General features: G+C 64.8%; 18 protein-coding genes. 14 read left to right on the top strand and 4 right to left on the bottom strand.

Going from position 1 to position 18,748, the window contains the following annotated elements; all coding sequences use genetic code 11:
- Positions 1–207: 207 nt before the first annotated feature.
- On the top strand, positions 208–516 hold the full coding sequence (locus ACIBG0_RS04345) for a hypothetical protein (protein ID WP_397029094.1): 309 nt from the start codon (positions 208–210) through the stop codon (positions 514–516).
- Positions 517–569: 53 nt separating this feature from the next.
- Here ACIBG0_RS04345 and ACIBG0_RS04340 read toward each other — a convergent pair whose 3' ends face one another.
- Positions 570–1,208: a TetR family transcriptional regulator gene (locus tag ACIBG0_RS04340; protein WP_397029092.1), complete on the bottom strand. Its 639-nt coding sequence runs from the start codon at positions 1,206–1,208 to the stop codon at positions 570–572.
- A gap of 57 nt (positions 1,209–1,265) precedes the next feature.
- On the opposite strand from ACIBG0_RS04340, the gene ACIBG0_RS04335 reads away from it, so the two are divergent.
- Positions 1,266–1,934, top strand: coding sequence for a class II aldolase/adducin family protein (locus ACIBG0_RS04335; RefSeq protein ID WP_397029091.1), 669 nt, complete (start codon positions 1,266–1,268; stop codon positions 1,932–1,934).
- Entirely contained in the window at positions 1,931–2,878 is a 948-nt protein-coding gene (locus tag ACIBG0_RS04330; RefSeq protein ID WP_397029089.1) for a carbohydrate kinase family protein, read from the top strand. The genes ACIBG0_RS04335 and ACIBG0_RS04330 overlap by 4 nt, the downstream gene beginning before the upstream one ends.
- 5 nt (positions 2,879–2,883) lie before the next feature.
- Here the strand turns inward: ACIBG0_RS04330 and ACIBG0_RS04325 are convergent, their stop codons facing one another.
- Positions 2,884–3,771 carry a helix-turn-helix domain-containing protein gene (locus ACIBG0_RS04325; protein WP_397029087.1) on the bottom strand — a complete coding sequence of 296 codons (888 nt, stop codon included), beginning with the start codon at positions 3,769–3,771 and terminating at the stop codon, positions 2,884–2,886.
- 86 nt (positions 3,772–3,857) lie between these two features.
- A complete protein-coding gene (locus tag ACIBG0_RS04320; protein WP_397029086.1) occupies positions 3,858–4,082 on the bottom strand; it encodes a DUF397 domain-containing protein in 225 nt (74 codons plus the stop codon).
- Positions 4,083–4,442: 360 nt separating this feature from the next.
- Here ACIBG0_RS04320 and ACIBG0_RS04315 point away from each other — a divergent pair, with 360 nt between their 5' ends.
- The 10 genes from ACIBG0_RS04315 (at position 4,443) to ACIBG0_RS04270 (ending at position 14,675) form a co-directional block, all read left to right on the top strand.
- Entirely contained in the window at positions 4,443–5,240 is a 798-nt protein-coding gene (locus tag ACIBG0_RS04315) for an SAM-dependent methyltransferase (protein WP_397029084.1), read from the top strand.
- Positions 5,241–5,443: 203 nt separating this feature from the next.
- Positions 5,444–5,680 (top strand): hypothetical protein, encoded by a 237-nt coding sequence (locus ACIBG0_RS04310; protein WP_397029082.1) that lies wholly within the window; start codon positions 5,444–5,446, stop codon positions 5,678–5,680.
- A 189-nt stretch (positions 5,681–5,869) separates the two neighbouring features.
- Positions 5,870–6,067 (top strand): hypothetical protein, encoded by a 198-nt coding sequence (locus ACIBG0_RS04305; protein ID WP_397029080.1) that lies wholly within the window; start codon positions 5,870–5,872, stop codon positions 6,065–6,067.
- 503 nt (positions 6,068–6,570) lie between these two features.
- Positions 6,571–7,830: a PucR family transcriptional regulator gene (locus tag ACIBG0_RS04300; RefSeq protein ID WP_397029078.1), complete on the top strand. Its 1,260-nt coding sequence runs from the start codon at positions 6,571–6,573 to the stop codon at positions 7,828–7,830.
- Between the two features lie 84 nt (positions 7,831–7,914).
- Positions 7,915–8,349 (top strand): CBS domain-containing protein, encoded by a 435-nt coding sequence (locus tag ACIBG0_RS04295; protein WP_397029076.1) that lies wholly within the window; start codon positions 7,915–7,917, stop codon positions 8,347–8,349.
- Positions 8,350–8,566: 217 nt separating this feature from the next.
- Positions 8,567–9,775: an aminotransferase class V-fold PLP-dependent enzyme gene (locus tag ACIBG0_RS04290; protein WP_397029074.1), complete on the top strand. Its 1,209-nt coding sequence runs from the start codon at positions 8,567–8,569 to the stop codon at positions 9,773–9,775.
- Positions 9,772–11,064 (top strand): heavy-metal-associated domain-containing protein, encoded by a 1,293-nt coding sequence (locus ACIBG0_RS04285; protein WP_397029072.1) that lies wholly within the window; start codon positions 9,772–9,774, stop codon positions 11,062–11,064. Before ACIBG0_RS04290 ends, ACIBG0_RS04285 begins: the two co-directional genes overlap by 4 nt.
- The gene (locus ACIBG0_RS04280; RefSeq protein ID WP_397029070.1) at positions 11,061–12,647 is read left to right on the top strand and encodes a decarboxylase; all 1,587 of its coding nucleotides are present in this window, start codon (positions 11,061–11,063) and stop codon (positions 12,645–12,647) included. Before ACIBG0_RS04285 ends, ACIBG0_RS04280 begins: the two co-directional genes overlap by 4 nt.
- Positions 12,647–13,966 carry a pyridoxal-phosphate dependent enzyme gene (locus ACIBG0_RS04275; RefSeq protein WP_397029068.1) on the top strand — a complete coding sequence of 440 codons (1,320 nt, stop codon included), beginning with the start codon at positions 12,647–12,649 and terminating at the stop codon, positions 13,964–13,966. The genes ACIBG0_RS04280 and ACIBG0_RS04275 overlap by 1 nt, the downstream gene beginning before the upstream one ends.
- Before the next feature lie 82 nt (positions 13,967–14,048).
- Entirely contained in the window at positions 14,049–14,675 is a 627-nt protein-coding gene (locus ACIBG0_RS04270; RefSeq protein ID WP_397029066.1) for a TetR/AcrR family transcriptional regulator, read from the top strand.
- Between the two features lie 29 nt (positions 14,676–14,704).
- Here ACIBG0_RS04270 and ACIBG0_RS04265 read toward each other — a convergent pair whose 3' ends face one another.
- Positions 14,705–17,641 (bottom strand): tetratricopeptide repeat protein, encoded by a 2,937-nt coding sequence (locus tag ACIBG0_RS04265; RefSeq protein WP_397029064.1) that lies wholly within the window; start codon positions 17,639–17,641, stop codon positions 14,705–14,707.
- Positions 17,642–17,788: 147 nt separating this feature from the next.
- Between ACIBG0_RS04265 and ACIBG0_RS04260 the strand changes: the two genes are divergently transcribed.
- Positions 17,789–18,706 carry a hypothetical protein gene (locus ACIBG0_RS04260; RefSeq protein ID WP_397029062.1) on the top strand — a complete coding sequence of 306 codons (918 nt, stop codon included), beginning with the start codon at positions 17,789–17,791 and terminating at the stop codon, positions 18,704–18,706.
- Positions 18,707–18,748 lie beyond the last annotated feature (42 nt).

The raw sequence follows: 18,748 nt of genomic DNA, 5'->3' as shown, positions 1-18,748 counted from the left end.
CGCCCCGGTTCGCGGAAGATCAGCTGGTGCGAAAACCCAACTGCGAACGCACAATCGATCGTGCAGATGTGCTTGCATATGAAAGGCACACCGACCTAAACTCAGTCCCGCAAGGCATTACAGGGGACAACCAGGGGAGGCCGCGTGGGTGAACCGAGGGCCGATGTCGCCAGAGGTTTGCTGTCGCCAGACGTCAGGGGCGTTCGAATGGACCAACCACTTCACGGCGGCCGGCTCGGAATCGCCGATGCCGCACTGGCCGACCAGCCAGCGAACGGTATAACAACTATGAGCACACCGTCGACCCGAAGCGGACAGCGCAGTACCGCGTACTCGCGAGAAACCGCAGTCGCGTTCGTCATCGATGCCGTCGAGTCAACCGGTGCGGCTACTCGACACGATTTCGATATCGACCGGATTGTCACCACCGCGCATGCGATGGCCGACGACTGGGATCTCGAGACCCTGCAGCCGACGACCTTCTGGCGCATCGCCTCCAGCTTCATCAAGCAGTGATCGGTAAGCACCAACCACTGCGTCCAATGATGTAGCAGCACAACCGAAGTGCGTTATGTCCCGGTCGGCGATGCCCACTGTGCCGTATAGGCCCGCAGTGCGACCTTGGCCTCGCGCAACAGATTCGGATCGCCGTCTGGATCGGATCGGAACGCCTCCTGCAGGACGGCGTCGCCCATCAGATGGGCGGCGCGACAGGCGATATCGAGTCCTTCGATATCGGCAACGGCGCCCTGGGCGAGCATGACCTCACGCAGCGTCACCGCCATTCGGCGTTTGTGCTCGCGATCGGCCGCTCGTGCGGCCTCGTTGAAGTCCTTACCGAACCACAGCGCGCGGAAGCCGGGCTCGTCCCGGTAAACCCGGGCGAAAGCGTCCACCAGCACGCCGATCGGATCATCCCAGCGCTGGACGCGTGCAAGCTCGAGCAGCATGGCCGCCTTGGCCTCCAATTGCTCGATATAGGCCGCGGCGAGGGTTTCGATGACGGCGTCGCGATCCGGCAGGTACTGATAGAGCGAGCCGACCGAAATCCGTGCCTCCGCAGCCACTCTGATCATGGTCAGCGCCTCGACGCCCTCCGTGGCGATCAGGCGATCGGCCACCTCGAGCACCCGCGCCAACCGCTCGCGACTGCGCGCCTGAATCGGCACGCGACGCAGGCTCGCCTCGGGTAGTGCACGGATCGGCACGGATTACCTCCTCCGAACGTAATATGAATCATATTCAGGTTTGGGTAGAGTATCCAGATGACCACCATCGCACCAACCGAGCGAGCCCAGGTAGCGGCGGCCTGTCAGCGCCTGGCCGCACACGGGTTGCTGATCGGCACCGCCGGCAATGTAAGCCTGCGCTGTGGTGATCTGGTCGCCGTCACGGCCACCGGTGCGGTGCTCGCGGAGGTCATCGCCGAGGACGTCACCGTGGTCGACTTGGCGGGCCAGGTAGTCGCGGGACGCTACGCACCCACGTCCGAATTGGGTTTGCATCTTGATATCTATCGCAGCTCTGCCACGCAGGCGGTCGTGCACACCCATGCGCCCAAGGCGACGGCCATCGCCTGTGTGCTCGACGAACTGCCGGTCATCCATTACCAGCAGTTGCTGCTCGGCGGTGCGACGAGAGTCGCCCCGTTCCATCCCTTCGGCACCGTCGAACTCGCCGATGCGGTGCGAACGGCGTTGCAGGGCAAGCAGTCCGCGCTGATGGCCAATCACGGCGCGGTCACTATCGGCGCGTCGCTGGGCCGTGCCGTTGAATCCGCACTGCTGCTGGAATGGGCCTGCGCACTGTATCTGGACGCGATGACAATCGGCAGGCCGCGCGAACTCACCGAACAGCAGCAGGCCGCGGTCGTCGAGGTGGCACTGCGGACCGGATACGGCACCCGCAAACCGCTGGAGAAGGGCACCGAATGAACGTAATCGCTTTGGGCGCACATGTTTTGGACATTCTAGTCCGACCTGTCGCGGCCATACCCGAGGGGCAGCAGACCGCCCTGGTCGAGAACATCCGCATCACCCCGGCGGGTACGGCCGCAGGCACGGCACTGACGCTGGCGAAACTCGGCGCCAGCGTTCGAACCGCGGGCGCGATCGGCACGGACACCTCCGGCGATATCCTGCTCGGTCTGCTCGCCAAAGCGGGCATCGATACGAAACTGGTGGTGCGCAAGGAGGATCAGCCCACCTCGTCGTCGGTGCTGCCGGTCCGCCTCAATGGGGACCGCCCCAGCCTGCACCTGTTGGGCGCCAATCCGTTCTACACCCTCGACGATGTCGATTGGGCCGCATTGGCCGCCGCCGACCATCTGCACCTCGGCGGACCGGAGCTTATCGGCCCGGCCAATGCCGCGCGAATCCTGCGTCATGCCAAGGACAATGGCGTCAGCACCTCCGTTGATCTGATCGCGCCCGGCGCGCTCGGCAGCCTCCACGCCATCGCCGAAATTCTCCCGCATACCGACTACTTTCTCCCGAATGACGAACAGGTACTCGGCTTCACCGGAACCACCGATCTGATGGCGGGGTGCAAAGTTCTGCAGGACACGGGCGCAAGCATTCTGGCGGTCACTCGGGGCGCCCACGGCGCCCTACTCGTCGGTCCGGACAACCATCAGCACATTCCCGCGTTCGCCGTCGACGTGGTCGACACCACCGGCTGCGGCGATGCCTTCTCCGCCGGTTTCATCCGCGCGATCGCACTCGGCCGGAATCTGCGTGCTGCCGCGATTCTCGGCAATGCGGTCGCCGCGCTGGTCGCGCGCGGACTCGGCAGCGACCACGGCGATTTCGATCTCGCCGCCGCGGACGCGTTCGCAGCCGAAGCGAGCACTATCGACTCCAGCGAGCCGGGTCGATAGCGATATCAGGCTTTCTTGGCGTAGTCGGCGAGGATCTTCAGCGACTCGCCGGGCGCCTCGGCCTGCACACTCAGCCGGTCCATGACCGAGAGGTACAGTGCCAGATCCTGTTTCCGATCCAGGTACAACGCACTGGTCAGATGTTCGAGATAAACGATGTCGGGCAACTCGGACTCGGCGAAACGCAAGATGCTGAACGAACTACCCGCGGCCGCGTGCTCGCCCGCCGAATACGGCAGGACCTGCACCGTGACGTTCGGTAGTTCCGCCAACTCGATCAGGTGCTCCATTTGCTCGCGATGCACCCGTGAACCACCCACCGGTCGATGCAGCGCGGCCTCATCGATGATCGCCCAGATGACCGGCGGTTCGGCGCGCCGCAGCACCTCCTGCCGACGGATGCGCACCTGCACGCGGCGATCCATATCGGCGTCCTCGTAGCCGAGTGACATTACGGCCCTGGCGTATTCGGGCGTCTGCAGCAGCCCGGGCACCAGGTGCGCCTCGTAGGTACGGATCTTGGTCGCGGCCTGCTCCAAGCCGAGGTAGGTGCCGAACCAGGATGGCAGCAGATCGCTGTAGCGATGCCACCAGCCTGGTTCGTTCGCCTGCCGTGCCAGATCAAGGAAACGCTCCCGCTCCTCAACGTCGTTGACGCCATACAGGGTCAGCAGGTCGCGGATATCGCGTTCCTTGAAACCGGTGCGACCCAACTCGAGACGACTGATCTTGGCGTGTGAACCGCGGATGGCGTCACCTGCGGCCTCACGGGTGATGCCGTTCTTCACCCGGAGGTCACGCAACTGCCCGCCCAGCGCGATCCGCAATACGGTTGGACCACGTTCCACTACAACCGATTGCACACGACCGTCGTCATCGGGTTCTGCGATCATGAAGTCATCTCCGATACTCGGGTTTGACCACAGTGTGTCACAAACACCACGTCGAAACACACCGCACCGATCGCCTATGTTACCGCTCAGCTAGTCAGGTCGTCGAACTCCCCGGCCTTCGCGCCGCGCACGAACGCGTCGATCTCCGGTCGAGTGTAGAACAGGATGCCACCTTCCGGGTCGCGTGAATTGCGAACGGCGATCGAACCATCCGACGCCTCCGCGACCTCGACGCAGTTACCGCCCGACGGACCGCTGAACGAGCTCTTGCGCCACGCGCCGTTGATCTTGGGTGTACCGGTGTCGAACATCTTCCCCACTCCTCGGCTTCCAGTGTGAGATGTACGCTCGAGCGGCTTTGCAGATGTGCGCTCAAACGTTCTTGCATTTGCACCAACATCTGCAAGATAGCACGAAGCTCCGCTATGTGGCACAAAAGAATTCAGACCTGCCGGTCCCCTTCGTGACCCCTGTTCAGCGCGTTATGTAAGTGCTGTCCGGAGCTGCGCGTGACGCGCCCGAAATGCGTGATCGACCCCTCGATCCCACAGGTCGAGTCGGCGCGAATCTTGTACTGTCACATGCACATCGGCCGTGCCAGCCCAATCGCGACACCCGCCGCCTGAGCAGTCCGGTTCACCGTTTATCAGCTCGCCGAGGAGGCCAGCCCCATGTCCGACGACAACACCCCGCTCATCCGGACCGACATCCCCCATTCCGCCCGTATCTGGAACTACTGGATGGGCGGTAAGGACTATTACGAAATCGACCGGATCGCCGGCGATGCCGGCGTCGAGGTGGACCCGGACATCACCACCATGGCGGTACAGTCGCGCCAGTTCCTCATTCGCGCTGTGCGTTACCTTGCGGGCGAGGAGGGCATCCGCCAGTTCCTCGATATCGGCACCGGCCTGCCGACCATGCAGAACACCCATGAGGTCGCCCAGAGCGTCGCGCCCGAGTCGAAGGTCGTCTACGTCGACAACGATCCACTGGTCCTCACCATGGCGCGGGCGCTGCTCACCAGCACGACCCCCGAGGGCGTAACCACCTACGTCGATTGCGATTACCACGATCCGGAGCAAATCATCGCCGACGCCCGCAACGTGCTCAATTTCAATGAGCCGATCGGCGTGATGTTCATGGGCGTACTCGGCCATGCCAAGTCCTACGACGAGTTGCTGCGCATCGTGCACACCGTGGTGGCCGCGGTGCCCTCGGGCAGCTTCCTGGTGATGTGGGACGGCACCGACGACAGTAAAGAGTATGTGACGCTGTGTGAGAACTACACCGGCACTGGTGGCGTACCCTATGTTCCCCGCCCTCAGGACGAAATCCGTGCTGTCTTCGACGGTTTGGAACTGGTCGAGCCCGGATTCGTCTCGATCACCCAGTGGCGCGCCGACGCCGCCGAGGTCGGCGAGATCCGACCGATCTCCGCCTACGGAGCGGTCGCGCGCAAGCCTTAAAGAGCAAGCGGCACAACGGCGGTCATCGGCCACCCAGCTGACGACCGCCGTTGATATTTCTGTTGGTCGTTCGTGCAAATGTACTTGCATCTGTAAGTGCCGACGGCCTAGACTCGACACGAGAATCGGGGAGGTACGCAGGGAGTTCGCGCCGGCGTCACCACAATCACCTCCCCATCCGGTAGACGCGAGGGGCGGTCGAGATGAGTACGCCATTCCGAACTCCGCGCGGGGCCACGATCGCCGGCGGATCCGGGATCGATACCCTGCGGCAATACTCGGCGCCGGAGTACGCGCCACTCGACTGTGGTGCCGAACCGCTCGGTCTCACCTATCGGCAGGCCCGCGAGATCTTGCATCTGCACGAGGTGCACGGCCCGCAGTGCCGTCAGTGGCTCGCCGCCGCGGCCTACCTATCGGCCGGACTAGACGACGAATAACGCTCGACCCCAACGGCTTCACCAGGGCAGCTTCCAAATAGCTTCGCACACAGCGATGTTCGTGCGAATGTACTTGCATCTGCACACACACCACTCTAAACTCGTGCTTGACAAGGGAGTTTCGCATCCGGGAGCCCGTGCCGCTGTCGCCATCGGATCTCTCGGCGCCAGAGCCACAGGGGCATTCGCATGAATCAACCACGCGCTGCCGGTCGACTCGGGATCGCCGACATCGCCGCCGCCTACGGCACCGAGGCATTGCAGCGACGCATCGCCGAACTGCGCGCCAGCGGCAAGCACTACGCCGCCATCGCGATAGAACGCGAAATCCGCAGCGGCGCAGTAGTAATCGATTCCACACTGCGGAAAGAGCAAGGCGCGGCGTAGATTTCGCCGCCCCCGCCGATGAACCAGCGGTTCAAAGCGCACACCGGGTATGTGGCCGCGTCTTGTGCTCGCAGCGCAATGGATACCGTGCGCCGTGAGTGCATCATCGACAGGTGATCGGGCATGTCCTGACCGCAGTCGTCCTGGAGCGTGATGTTGTGGACCGCACCGGCCTCCAGCACGGTCGACTGCCGTAGTTCAGCGCGAAGACACAGAAACCCGGCAGGTGCCTGACCAACCCCGGACGAACGGCCGCAGGGGCGAACCACAGGCAACGGCGGTTCCCGGAGACCGATGTCAAGACGGCTGGTCACGGATTTCGGCAACCCGCACCGGGCACTGGAGCTTCCACCACCGCACATGCCCGTAGGTAGACAATCCGCAACGTTGCCGCGCCGCAATAGATTTCGCGTGGTCTTCCGTGGTTCATAACTATTTCGTATAGTGATGCAACGATTCGGACGCAGATCTATCACGTCCGATGTGGCACTGGAGCGACGTGTATGACCTTCTCCGCGCTGGATCTGTCCGTCGAGCCGACGGAACCTGTCCTCGAGATCGGCGGCCAGCCCGCGTCGATTCCCCTACTCAATACCGACCGCGTCGCCTCGCGCATGGTCGGTTACTTCGCGACCTGTATGGCGCCGTGTCGCACGCTGCCGGGCGAACAGTTGCGCGGCGATGTCACCAAGCTGACCCGCAGCTGCCTGGCGCTGGCCGCCGAAATGTTCGACAAGCGGACGGTTCCCGGTGATGAACAGCTCGGCGAGGTCAGGGAGGCGGCGGCACAATGGGCCCGCGAGGCGGTGCCGCTCGGCACCATCCTGCGCGCCTACCATGAGGGCCTGCGCATCGCGTTCGGACTGGTGACCGCGCGCGCCAAGGCCGACGATATCGATGAACTGCTGGTCGCCACCGACCTCATGCTCGAACTCCTGGAGGCGATCACCGCGGCGGTTTCGGACGCCTACGTCGAGGAACAGCATCTCGTCGCGCGCGAACACCAGACCGCGACGCAGACGCTGGCATCCGCGCTGCTGAGCGGTCGGGGTAGTTCCGCACTCGCCCGCCAGGCCGGCATCCCGATCGCCGACTCGTATCAGGTGGTGGCGCTATCGATCCCCGAACATCCGGACGAGCGTGATCCGCGGGTCGACAGCCATGTCGCCGCCCGCAGGAAGCTGCGCCGACTGCAATCGGAACTGGCCACCGCCTTCGAATCCCGGGTACTTGCTTTGCTGAGTACCAAGGGCGGCACGCTGCTGGTCCCGATCGAGGACGACGCACCGGTCCTGACCGCCGAAACACTGCGACTGCTCGCCGAATCCGCCGAGGTCGCGCTGACCGCCGCGCTGGTCACCAGCGAGACAGATCAGATACCCGATGCCGCCGAACAGGCCCACGAACTACTGAATCTGGTGCGGGTCGGCGGACGCAATCCGGGCCTGTACCAGATGGCCGACCTGGCCGTGGAGTATCAGCTCACCCGCGGCGGCCCCGCCACCCGACGCATCGCGACAATTCTCGATCCGCTCGACGCCCACCCCGAACTGCTCGACACCATGCGGGCCTATCTGGGCAACGATATGAATCGCCAGCTCACCGCGCGTCAGCTCTATGTTCACCCGAATACCGTCGATTACCGACTGCGCCGCATCGCCCAGCTGACCTCGATCGATCTGGCCACCTCGGCCGGGATCTCACAGGCCGCTATCGCACTGCTCGCCCGCGATCTGGACCGCAGCGTGGCCCGACGGCTGTAGATTGCAGCCTGTTGCGGATTTGTGCTGGTCACGAGATCACAAAGGCGTCATCCTGGTAGTGCTGCGACCTCTGGATGGTGGATTATGCAAATAGCGGAGATCTTGCACAGGAAGGGCAGCGACGTGGCGACCGTCGCGCCCGAGACCACGGTACGGAACTTGCTCAGCACGCTCGCCGAGCACAATATCGGGGCGGTGGTGGTATCGCCGGACGGCAACCGGATCGCCGGCATTGTCTCCGAGCGCGATGTGGTGCGCAGTCTGCACGCGCGCGGCGCGGCGCTGCTCGATACGCCGGTCTCGGAGATCATGACCGTGGATGTGCGCACCTGCGCGCCCGACGATCGGGTCGACGGACTGCGTGGCACCATGACCGAGCATCGCATCCGACACCTGCCCGTGGTCCGCGACGGCCGCCTGATCGGCATCGTCAGCATCGGTGATGTGGTCAAGAGCGCGATCTCCGAACTGGCGACCGAACGCCAGCATCTGGTCGAGTACGTACAGGGACAGTACTGACCTGTCGCGGATATCCGCGACGGGCCCGTTGCTGGCTGCGACTTGTCGAAAGCCGTTGGCTACGAGAAAACTTCGAAGTCGCACGGGAAAGTGCGTATCGTTGGTGACGTCCAGCGCGGTTCTCGGAGGGAGCGGCACCTTGCGGTCACCTGCGTCCGGGACGCATCCAGCCCGATCGATCACCGCTCGGATACCGGCACCATCGCCCCTCGCCACCGTGCGCGAACTTTTTCCGGCGCTGGCCGAATCCACGGAGATCTATCTGGACAGCGCGGCCACGACGCAGAAGCCACTGCCGGTCGTCGAGACCATTCACCGCTACCACACCTCGCGCACCGCCAACGCCGGTCGAGGCACCTATCCGTGGGCCACCGAGCTGACCACGCGCTTGGCCGGGGTCCGCGAGCGCACGGCGACCTTCATCGGCGCCGAATCGCCCACCGAGGTGGTCTTCACCAGCGGTGCGACCGCGGCGCTCAATGCCGTCGCACTGTCCTGGGGGCTGGCCGAACTCGATGACGGCGACGAAATCCTCTACAACCCAAGCGATCACGCCTCGAATGTGCATCCGTGGCACCATCTGCGCCAGGTACTCGCCCGCTTCGGCCGACGCGTCGAACTGGTCCCCTACCGGGTGACCGAACTCGGCGAAGCCGATACCGCCGATATTCTGGCCAAGGTCGGCGCGCGCACCCGACTGATCACCACCAGCCATCTGCATCACGTCTTCGGCGGACTCACCACGCTCGAAGAGTTGCGTGGGAAACTCGATCCCCGGATTCTGCTGTGTTTCGACTGCAGTCAGAGCGCGGGGCATCTGCCGCTGGACGTGACCGAACTCGGCGCGGACTTCGCGATCTTCGCCGCGCACAAGATGTTCGGCGCGCCGGGCACCGGAATCCTGTACTGCCACCGCAGAGTTCACGATCGGCTACTGCCGTTCCTGCCCGGCGGGCATACCGGGGTCGAACTCACCGAGGCCGGATTGACCTCGACCGGCATGCCGGAACTGCTCGAGGGGGGTACCCAGAACATTCCGGGCATCCTTGCCCTCGGCAGTGCACTGGCGGTACTGGAATCGCTGGATGTCGGGGCGATCGCCGCGCACAACCGCGCGCTGACGCTGCGGCTCATCGATAATCTGCGTCCGGTACCCGGGCTGGATTTCCTACCCGGCCCAGCGCACGCACCGTGCGCCATCGGCTACGGCATCGTGTCCTTCACCCTCGCAGGCATTTCCGCGACCGACCTCGGATTCGTATTGAGCGAGTTGGGTTTTCTGGTTCGCACCGGCTTACACTGCTCACCCCGAGCTGGCGACGACGTGATGGACTCGGTGCGGGTCAGCACGCACATCTACAACACCGTCGAGGAGATCGACCGGTTCGCGGCCTGCGTCAAGACGATTGCCGAGGAGGTCACATGAGAATGGACGACACCCCGCGCTATGACCGGAGGGCGGCGTCCCGGGTGCTGGCGGGCCTGGCCCACCCCGGGTTGTTCGCCACGCCCATCGCGGTACCGTCGACTCGACATATCGAATACACCGGTGCCGCACTGCGTCCCGAGCCCGGCAGTCACCTCACCTATTCACAGCGGCTGTACCTGCAGCAGTTCATGCGGCCGTGCCAGCCCGCGCAGGTCACCAGCGCGACGCACCGCATCGCCTGGACCGATAGTGACGGTGTCCCCAACACCGGCCACTTCCGCGCCGACGGCCTCGGCCCACTGGTACCCATCGCCGTGCGCGAGACCGTGCTGGTGCTGTGGCATGCGCTGGCCGCGAATTCCGCACTCATGCAACGGGTCGGCGACCTCGGACCGCGCGAGCATGCGGTGCTCGAGGGCACCACCACCGATCACGATCCGATCGAAATCTTCCGCGTCGGTATCGAGGCCACCGGGCGAGCACTGGCCCAGCACGCATTGCTGGCGCGGCAGACGCCTTATCGCAGTGCCGCCGAATTCGCCAGGGGCATCCACGATTCCGGTATTTTCTCCGGTGTCGCCACCCGCTGGTTCTGGGAACTGCAGGCCTCCACGTACCGGCGCGGCATGATCCCGGTGACGCTGGCCGCCCAACCCGACGGCACGGTGCGATACACCGCCGATACGGTGGCGACACTGCGTGCGATGAAGGACGCGACGATCGAAGACGCGCACACGGTGATGCGGCGCGCGACCCGCGTCGAGGGAATGAGCGCCGACGCCGCCATCGCCAAGTATCACGATGACCTCGATCTCATCTCCCGCCAATACGCACTGCTGCCCGCCAATACTCGCCCCGCCTGCCTGGCCGCCATGCCACATCATCTCGGTGGCGGGCATTACACGCTGCTGCCCCTGGTGGTGGACAAGTTCGTCGAGATCTTCGAACAGCTCACCGAGCGGGTCCGGATCACCGAGGTGACTGTCGAGCTCGACGAACTCATCACCGACGGGCCCGCCAGTGCCGAGGATCGGATCTTTTATGTGCCGGATATGAGCTGTCAGCACTGTGTCCGCACGATCACCGGGGTGCTGGAGACGATGGGCATCAAGGTGATCGACATCGATCTGCCCAGCAAACGGGTGGTCGCCGAGTTCCGCAGTCCGCGCAATCGGGCCCGCGCCTTCGAGTCGCTCCGCGACGGCGGCTACAACCCGGTGACCGAGAAACCGGCGCGAACCACAGGGGCGCAGACCCGGTCTCAGCCCACGGAATCCGCCGTATGACGGCACCGCCACCGGCGCTACCCGCGAAGATCCATCCGCTGGTACGCGCCTTTCTCGATACCCGCGACGGGGTCGAGGAAACGCTGATTCGCTTCGGATCCCCGATCCACCTGGTGTTTCCGCAGGTCTACGCGGAGAACCTGAAACGGTTACGCGCCGTTCTCGACAACAAGGGCGCGCGCTACCGAATCTGCTACGCGCACAAGGTGAACCAGTCGCACGCCTTCGTACGCACTGCCGAACATGCCGGCATCGCCATCGATGTGGCATCCCCGCAGGAGTTGGCCAGTGCCATCGGTGCCGGATTCGACCCGATGCGAATCGAGGTGACCGGGCCGAAAGGTGAAGGGTTCCTGCGCGATCTGATCGATTGCGGCGTCACCATCAATGTCGACAATCTGTGGGAGCTGCGGCGGATCATCGAATTGGCCGGTGATCGCGCGAAAGTACCAGTGCTGCTGCGGGTTTCCGGTTTCGACGAGACGGCGGTGAGCCGGTTCGGTGTGCCGCTGGCCCATGTGGACCAGGCCTTGGATCTGCTGTCGGCCAACCGTCGACGAATCGCGTTCCTAGGCTTCGCCTTTCATATCGACTCCGGCGATACCGCCGAACGCATCCGGGCCATCGACGCCTGCCTCGGGCTGGTCGAGCGTGCCTACGCCGGTGGCCTCGGCCCTTCGGTGCTGAATATCGGCGGCGGTTTCCGGCAGGTGTTCACCGAGGACGCGGACCGCTTCGACGGGTATGTGCGGGCATTGCGCGAATCGTTGCTCGGCCGAGGCGAATCGATGAGCTGGTCGAACAACACCTTCGGCTATCACATCGATGACGGTGCGGTGCATGGGATTCCGGTCTTCCACAAGTACGCGAACACCGTGCCGGCGACGCGGATGTTGGACGATCTGCTCGGCGCGCCGCTGCAGCGCCACGGTGGCCGCACCGTGGCCCAGGTGGCCGGGGACAATATGCTCGATATCTGGTTGGAGCCGGGTAAGGCGTTGGTCGATCATGCGGGGGTGACGGTGTCGCGGGTGGAGTTCGTCAAGGAACTCGCCGATGGCACGGTGCTGGTGAATCTGGATCTGAGTCGGGATCAGGTGACTCCGGCGGATCAGGAGGTCATGGTCGATCCGGTGATCCTGCCGAGTGTCGCGCATACGCCGAGTACCGCGCCCGTTCGGGGCGATAATGTGACGCCGCTGTGCAGCGCCGCCGACACCATGCCGGCATTGCGACCGGTGGTCGAATCCGGGCCGGTCGGTGTGTATTTCGCTGGCCGCCTGTGCCTGGAGCGCGATCTGATCACCAATCACAAGGTGTGGCTGCCCGAGTGCCCACGCCAGGGTGATCTGGTGGTTTTCCCGAATACCGGCGCCTATCACATGGATCTGTCCGCAGCCTCGGCGTCGATGCACGCACTGCCCGCGAAACTCGCTGTCGTGCACCGCGCGGGAAGTTTTGAAGTCTATCGGGATACCGATTATGAACCGCTGAAACCCGTCGGTCTGCCGCCACCGCGCCGTACTCCGCCGCGCGGCCCGCATCGACCGCCACTGCCGCGCCGCCCCTCCGAGGCGCCGTAATGCGCTATGACCACATCACCGAGCTGATCGGCAATACGCCGCTGCTGCGGCTGGATCCGGCGGTGCACGGCCTGGCAAATGTCGAGCTGTACGCGAAATTGGAGTCGCACAATCCCTTCGGCTCGGTCAAGGACCGGGTGGCCTGGGGCATGATCCGCGACGATCTGGACGAGATCCGCGCGCGCGGGCAGACACTCATCGAGGCCTCCAGCGGCAATACCGCCAAGGCGCTGCGCATTCTCGGCGCGATACACGGCATCGGTCTGCGCGCGGTGACCAATCGGATCAAGGTCGCGGAGGTGCGGGAGCTGCTGCAGCTATTCGGCACCGAAATCGTGGAGTTGCCCGGGTTGTCCGAATGTCCGGATCCGACCACTCCGAACGACGTGTATTCGGTAATCGACGCGACCATGACCAAGGAACCGGGCGCCTACTACCACGCCTCGCAGTACACCAATGAGAAGAACATCGAGGCACATCACCACGGCACCGGCCGCGAAATCCATGAAGATCTGACTGCCGACGGTATCACCCGCATCGACTATCTGATCGGTGGACTCGGCACCACCGGGTCCACCCGCGGCACCGCCACCTATCTACGCAAACACAATCCCGAATTGCGCTGCATCGCCGTGGTTTCCGATCGGTCGGATTTCATACCCGGTATCCGCTCGGAGAGCGAGATGTGGGATGTGGGGCTGTTCCAACCCGATTTCTACGACCGCATCGTGACCATCGATTCCACCCGCGCAGTGGACGCCACCCTCGCATTGGCCACCGGATACGGCATCCTAGCCGGTCCAACCAGCGGCGCGAGCTATGCTGCGGCGCTGGAAACCCTTGGCGAGCACGCTGTTTCGTCGAATGCACCGGTGGTGGCGGTCGTCATTGTTTGCGATCGACTCGAGCCGTATCTGTCCTATATCAAAAAGCGCAGGCCGGAACTCTTCGACCGCGCCGACCGCCGCCGCGCACCCACCACGGCCGAACTCGCCGCGACACCGGCAGTGTCCCCGGATGAACTGGCCGAACTGGACCGCACCGCCCGGCCGACCATCGTGGACACCCGCGGCGCGATGGCCTACCGCATCGGCCATGTGCCGGGCTCGATCAATATCCGTGACGACCAACTCGACGATATGTTCACCCACGGCATCCCGTTCTCCCGATCGCGCCCCCTGGTCTTCGTCTGCCCGGTTGGCGAGCTATCGCTGCGCTTCGCTGCCATCGCCCGCCAGGACGGTTTCGCCGCCAGCAGCCTCGACGGTGGGATCGTCGCTTGGCGCGATGCCGGATTCGCACTCGAACGCGGCGGCTGAACCATCCCCGCAGGGAACGGAACCCGAAGGCGGTGTGCGCGGTCCTGATCTCGTCCCGACCGGCAGGCATTAGTGTGGGCGGGTGCAGAAAGGCCAGGAATCAGCTGACGATGCGGGTCCGCGGATCTGGGGCGGTACCACGCTCACCGAACGGCGGGAGGCGCGCCGCGCCGCCCTGCTCGAGGCCGCGCTCGACCTGATCGGGGAGTCGGGTGCGGGCGGGGTGACCATGCGCGCGGTATGTCGGCGCGCCAATCTCACCGACCGGTACTTCTATGAGAGCTTCGCCAGCCGCGACGAACTGCTGGATGTGCTCTACCGCCAGGTCGCCGACGAATTCCTGGAACCGATGACGGCCTTCGCCGCCGCCGACCCCTCCCGTGACCGCGTGCTGTCGGAGATCCTGGTCGACAAGGTGCTCGCCGATCCCCGCAAGTCCCGGCTGTTTCTGGTCGAACCGTATTCGAGTACCGGCCTCGGCCAGACCACCATCGCGGTCATGCCGGTCTTCACCAAGGTCCTGCAGGATCACCTGTTCGCCCATATCGATGACCCGGTCCGCCGCAGACTGGCCGCGCTCACCATGGCCAGCGGTAATGCGGGCATGTTCTCGGCCTGGTTGAACGGATCGCTGCGCGCCACCCGCGAGCAGGTGATCGACCACTGTGTGGCGACGCTCGCCGCCTACCGCTCCCTGTACCAGTCTTGATTCCACCCTCTTTCGACCGCCTGCCTCGACTATCCGCCGGAACGGGCACGCCAGTATTCCAGGTTGCTGCGGGTGAGCAGGGTGTGCGGATGGTCGGGCCCGAGGACGCGGATCTGATCGGCGAGCAGTGGCTCGAATGCGGCAATGGCGACGCCGATGTCACCCGCCTCGCCGTGGCAGCCCGCGAGGCAATTGCGGGTGTGCAGCGTGTCCGGATGATCCGGCCCGAGAATGCGCAACTGATCCGCCAGCAGGGCCGCGTATTCGGTAATGGCCTTGGGCGTTTCGCCACTCTCCCGGCGCCAGCGCGCCATGCTGATGCGGGTGCGCAGGGTCTGGGCGTCATCCGGGCCGAGGATGCGGACCTGGTCGAGGAGCAGTAGTTCGAATTCGGCGAAGGCCCGGGTCAATTCGCCCGCCATGGCGCGGGAACGCGCGAGATGCAGCCGAGTACGCAGGGTTTGCGGGTCGACCGGTCCGAGGATGCGCTCCTGATCGGCGATCAACTGTTCGAATTCGATGACCGCGCGCCGTAGGCTGCCACGCTCACTGCGCCAATAGGCCAAGCTGTTTCGCGCGCGCAGCGTCCACGGGTGATCAGTGCCGAGGATTCGGGCGTGATCGATAACGAGTCGTTCGAACTCCGCGACCGTCCGCTCGAGCTGGCCCATATGGCCGCGCCAATCCGCGATGTCGTAGCGAGTGGTGACCGTATCCAGATCATCCGCGCCGAGCACTCGGGTCTGATCACGAGCCAGCTCTTCCAATTCGGTGACGGCGGTGGCGAATTCGCCACTACGGCCACGGCAATTCGCGAGATGATTGCGAACCAGCAGGGTGACGCGATGATCCGGCCCCATCGCGGCGGTAAAGCTCGGCAGCCAGGCGGCCCACAGATCCCGATTGTCCACCACGCGTGTGGTTTCCAGCGATTCGAGATAGCCGAAAGCGGCCGCCGCTGCGCCATAGGCCAGATAGTGGCGCACCGCCGCGCCACGGGCATAGTCGGCCACGCGCTCGGTGGTGCCCGCCTCGATGGCCGCGATCACCGCGCGGTGCGCATCCTCGCTGTGCACGCCGAGGCGGTCGCATTCATCGGTCAGTCCGGGGAGCAGGGCAGCATGGGCGATACCGAGCGATTCGTCGACCGTCCCCGGGCGGCTGCGCGTGACCAGTATGCCCAAACCCACTGTGAGATCGCGGATTCCGGCAATGCTCACGTCGGCTCCGAGTTCTCGCATCGCCGCGTCCAGCAGCTCCAGCGGCAGCACCGGACCGACACCCGCCGCGACGAGCACACCGAGCATCGCGCCGATCCCCCAGACATCGGCGATATCCTTTGCGATATCCGGTCCATCTCCCGCCGCGGCCCGGATAGCCGCACCCACCCGCAGCGCTACCAGACCATCGACGCCGATATCCTCGGCAACCACCCGATCGGTGACCTCGGTGGCAACCTCGGCCAGCAATCCGGCCAGCAACCAACCCGCCGCGGCCGCGGGATAATCGGCTCGCGCTGATGGTGTTTCGGCCAACCGGGCGTCGATCCAGCTGACCCATTCCTGCTCGTCGACGGCGGCGCGCTCATATCCGGCCGATTCCACAATGGCGGCGATATCTTCGGCCACCGGCTCGGCGACCACGATCCGATGCATATGCCGCAGCTCCGGATCGTTCTCGAAGCCGAGCCCCTCTCGTATTCCCACGATCACCCGGACGTGCGCGAGCTCCGGTCTGCGGGTCAACTCCGCGACCGCGGCCACCAGCAGTCGCTGGGTGCCCTGCTCTGGTTCGTTCAGTCCATCCACGACGATGGTGACCCGGCGACCCCCTCCGCCCAAGTCCGCCAGCGGTTGGCGCACCTCGACATCGAAGACGTCGGGTGGTGTGAGGCTGTGCCTGGCCAAGCTCCGCGCCGCCGAGACTGCGGCGCGGAAGCCGGGCAGGCGGGTGCTCAATTGCGCGGAAAGCTCTGCAGCGACCGCCTCGATAGAACTGCTGACGGTCAAAAATACAGCGGCCGTGATGTATTCGGGCGCGACGGGTAGCGTGTCGACCAAGCTCGGCCGGATGAGCATCGCCAGCAAGGTCGATTTGCCGACACCGGGTGGTCCGATCACCCCACGCAACCGGTAACTGCCGGATCCGACGATATCGTCGAGAGTCTCGCGCACGGCCGGGGTCAATAACAGTCTGCGGGTGAGTTGATCGACGAAACCCGCTGCTGGCCGGCCGGTTACGGCATCGCGGCGGCGGGCGATATTCGGCACCAGCCACAGGCCTGGGTCACCCCCTTCTGCCGCGGATACCGTGCCCGAGGTGAACGAGAGATGTTCCGGTTGCTGCCGGGGGCACGCCGCAGCGATCGGGTCGAGCAGATCCGACGGCAGCAGATTCTCCCCGCGCGCGGGCAGTCCGGCCGCGAAGGTGGACAGCAGCGTCCGGGTGAAGCATCCGGCATACGCGGGCCCGTCACCGGCGGCGACCAGCAACTCCATCCGGCCCGCCGCCCGCGACAGCAGGTCGGTCCAGCGGCGGGCCGCGCCGAGCACGCCCTGTTCGGTCTCACATGCGTCGACCAGAACCACCAGCCCGTCCAACACCGATCGGTTCAACCGCTCACGAATCTCCTGTGTCAGATGGAAGGCCGTATGCGAGTTCGGCACCGCGGGCGAATCATGGCCGAGCAGAAAGAAATCCTCCGCGCTGGTCGCGGTACCGTGCCCGACGAATCCGATCAGCAGCGTCGCCTGCTCCCGTGCCGCCGCCTCGAAGGCCGCGTCGACCGCCGTAACCAGCTGTGCCACCGTCGGATTCAGCACCGGACCCGGCACCTCCGTTGCTGCCCGCCAGCCGCCGGATTCGGTCAATGTTCCATAGAGACCTGTGGCCAATTCACCGGTGAACCCCAGTTCCCCCAGTGCCGCACACTCGGACCCGACCACCAGGGCGAGCCTTCCTCCCATATCAGCACCACCATTTCCCACCGTCGACTCCCCGGCGACCTCGACACCTGCCGTAGCGACTGCTCGCAGGTCGCTCGAACGGGTCAGCCATGCGTGGTAGGAAGGTACCCGAATAGACATCGGGGCAAGCGACAACGGGGGCGGCTGATGGCAACGATCGTGTTGGTGCACGGGATCGCGCAGGAACAGTACGGCGCGGATCTGTTGGAAGCGCAATGGCTTCCGGCACTGGCGGCAGGGGTGCGCACCGCCGGATTCGGCGAACTCGCGGATCAACTGTGGCGCGGCCAGCGCCCGGGTGTGCTCGAGGCGCGAATGGCGTTCTACGGCAATGCTTTTCTCGACCCAGGCGCTCAGGGCGGCGGCGGACCGGTCGGTACGGAGGACGAACTCACCGAGCGGATCGCCGAGGCATGGTTGACCACCGCGGCCGATCAGGCGGCCGACCAGCGCGATCGACTGGAAGCGCAACGCTACCTGGACAATTCCGCACTCGGCACCGAGGGGGCGCAGGGCTTGGGCCGCAAGGCCAGACCGGCGGCCAATGCCCTCACCAAGCTGAAGTGGTTCGCGCCTTTCGGTTTCGGGATGGCGGGAAAATTCGTCAACCGGTCACTGGCCCAGGTCAGCAGATATCTGTCCGAGGAAACGGTGCGTGAATTCGCGCAGCAACAGGTGCTCGACCTGATCGGTCCGGACACCCGGCTGGTCATCGGACACTCGCTCGGCTCGGTGGTCGCCTATGAGGCGCTACACCAGACCCAACAGCCTGCGGCACTGGTCACGCTGGGTTCACCGCTGGCGCTGCAGTCCATCATCTATCCGCTACTACGCCCGCAACCGCCGATGGTGCCCGCTGCGCTCACCCGCTGGGAGAATTTGGCGGATCGCGACGATATCGTCGCGGCGCATCTGGATCTGGCACCGTATTTCCCGTCCGCGCCCGGTCGCGATGTGGTGCCCACGACCCACCCCGAACTCGATAATGGTTCCAGTCCACACGATGCGGCGCACTATCTCACCAAGAAATCGGTCGGACGCATCATCGCCGAGTCCCTCTCGTAACCGGAGTCCTTGGTGAATCGCGCGTACTCTGACAATTCTGGC

The organism is Nocardia sp. NPDC050630 (assembly GCF_044457245.1).
Taxonomy (GTDB): domain Bacteria; phylum Actinomycetota; class Actinomycetes; order Mycobacteriales; family Mycobacteriaceae; genus Nocardia.
This window is presented reverse-complemented; position numbering and strand designations above follow the sequence as displayed.

Excerpts from the sequence above, each read along its gene's own strand:
- ACIBG0_RS04345 (WP_397029094.1), top strand. The coding sequence starts at position 208 with ATGGACCAACCACTTCACGGCGGCCGGCTCGGAATCGCCGATGCCGCA.
- ACIBG0_RS04335 (WP_397029091.1), top strand. The coding sequence starts at position 1,266 with ATGACCACCATCGCACCAACCGAGCGAGCCCAGGTAGCGGCGGCCTGT.
- ACIBG0_RS04330 (WP_397029089.1), top strand. The coding sequence starts at position 1,931 with ATGAACGTAATCGCTTTGGGCGCACATGTTTTGGACATTCTAGTCCGA.
- ACIBG0_RS04325 (WP_397029087.1), bottom strand. The coding sequence starts at position 3,771 with ATGATCGCAGAACCCGATGACGACGGTCGTGTGCAATCGGTTGTAGTG.
- ACIBG0_RS04320 (WP_397029086.1), bottom strand. The coding sequence starts at position 4,082 with ATGTTCGACACCGGTACACCCAAGATCAACGGCGCGTGGCGCAAGAGC.
- ACIBG0_RS04315 (WP_397029084.1), top strand. The coding sequence starts at position 4,443 with ATGTCCGACGACAACACCCCGCTCATCCGGACCGACATCCCCCATTCC.
- ACIBG0_RS04310 (WP_397029082.1), top strand. The coding sequence starts at position 5,444 with ATGAGTACGCCATTCCGAACTCCGCGCGGGGCCACGATCGCCGGCGGA.
- ACIBG0_RS04305 (WP_397029080.1), top strand. The coding sequence starts at position 5,870 with ATGAATCAACCACGCGCTGCCGGTCGACTCGGGATCGCCGACATCGCC.
- ACIBG0_RS04300 (WP_397029078.1), top strand. The coding sequence starts at position 6,571 with ATGACCTTCTCCGCGCTGGATCTGTCCGTCGAGCCGACGGAACCTGTC.
- ACIBG0_RS04295 (WP_397029076.1), top strand. The coding sequence starts at position 7,915 with ATGCAAATAGCGGAGATCTTGCACAGGAAGGGCAGCGACGTGGCGACC.
- ACIBG0_RS04285 (WP_397029072.1), top strand. The coding sequence starts at position 9,772 with ATGAGAATGGACGACACCCCGCGCTATGACCGGAGGGCGGCGTCCCGG.
- ACIBG0_RS04280 (WP_397029070.1), top strand. The coding sequence starts at position 11,061 with ATGACGGCACCGCCACCGGCGCTACCCGCGAAGATCCATCCGCTGGTA.
- ACIBG0_RS04275 (WP_397029068.1), top strand. The coding sequence starts at position 12,647 with ATGCGCTATGACCACATCACCGAGCTGATCGGCAATACGCCGCTGCTG.
- ACIBG0_RS04265 (WP_397029064.1), bottom strand. The coding sequence starts at position 17,641 with ATGGGAGGAAGGCTCGCCCTGGTGGTCGGGTCCGAGTGTGCGGCACTG.
- ACIBG0_RS04260 (WP_397029062.1), top strand. The coding sequence starts at position 17,789 with ATGGCAACGATCGTGTTGGTGCACGGGATCGCGCAGGAACAGTACGGC.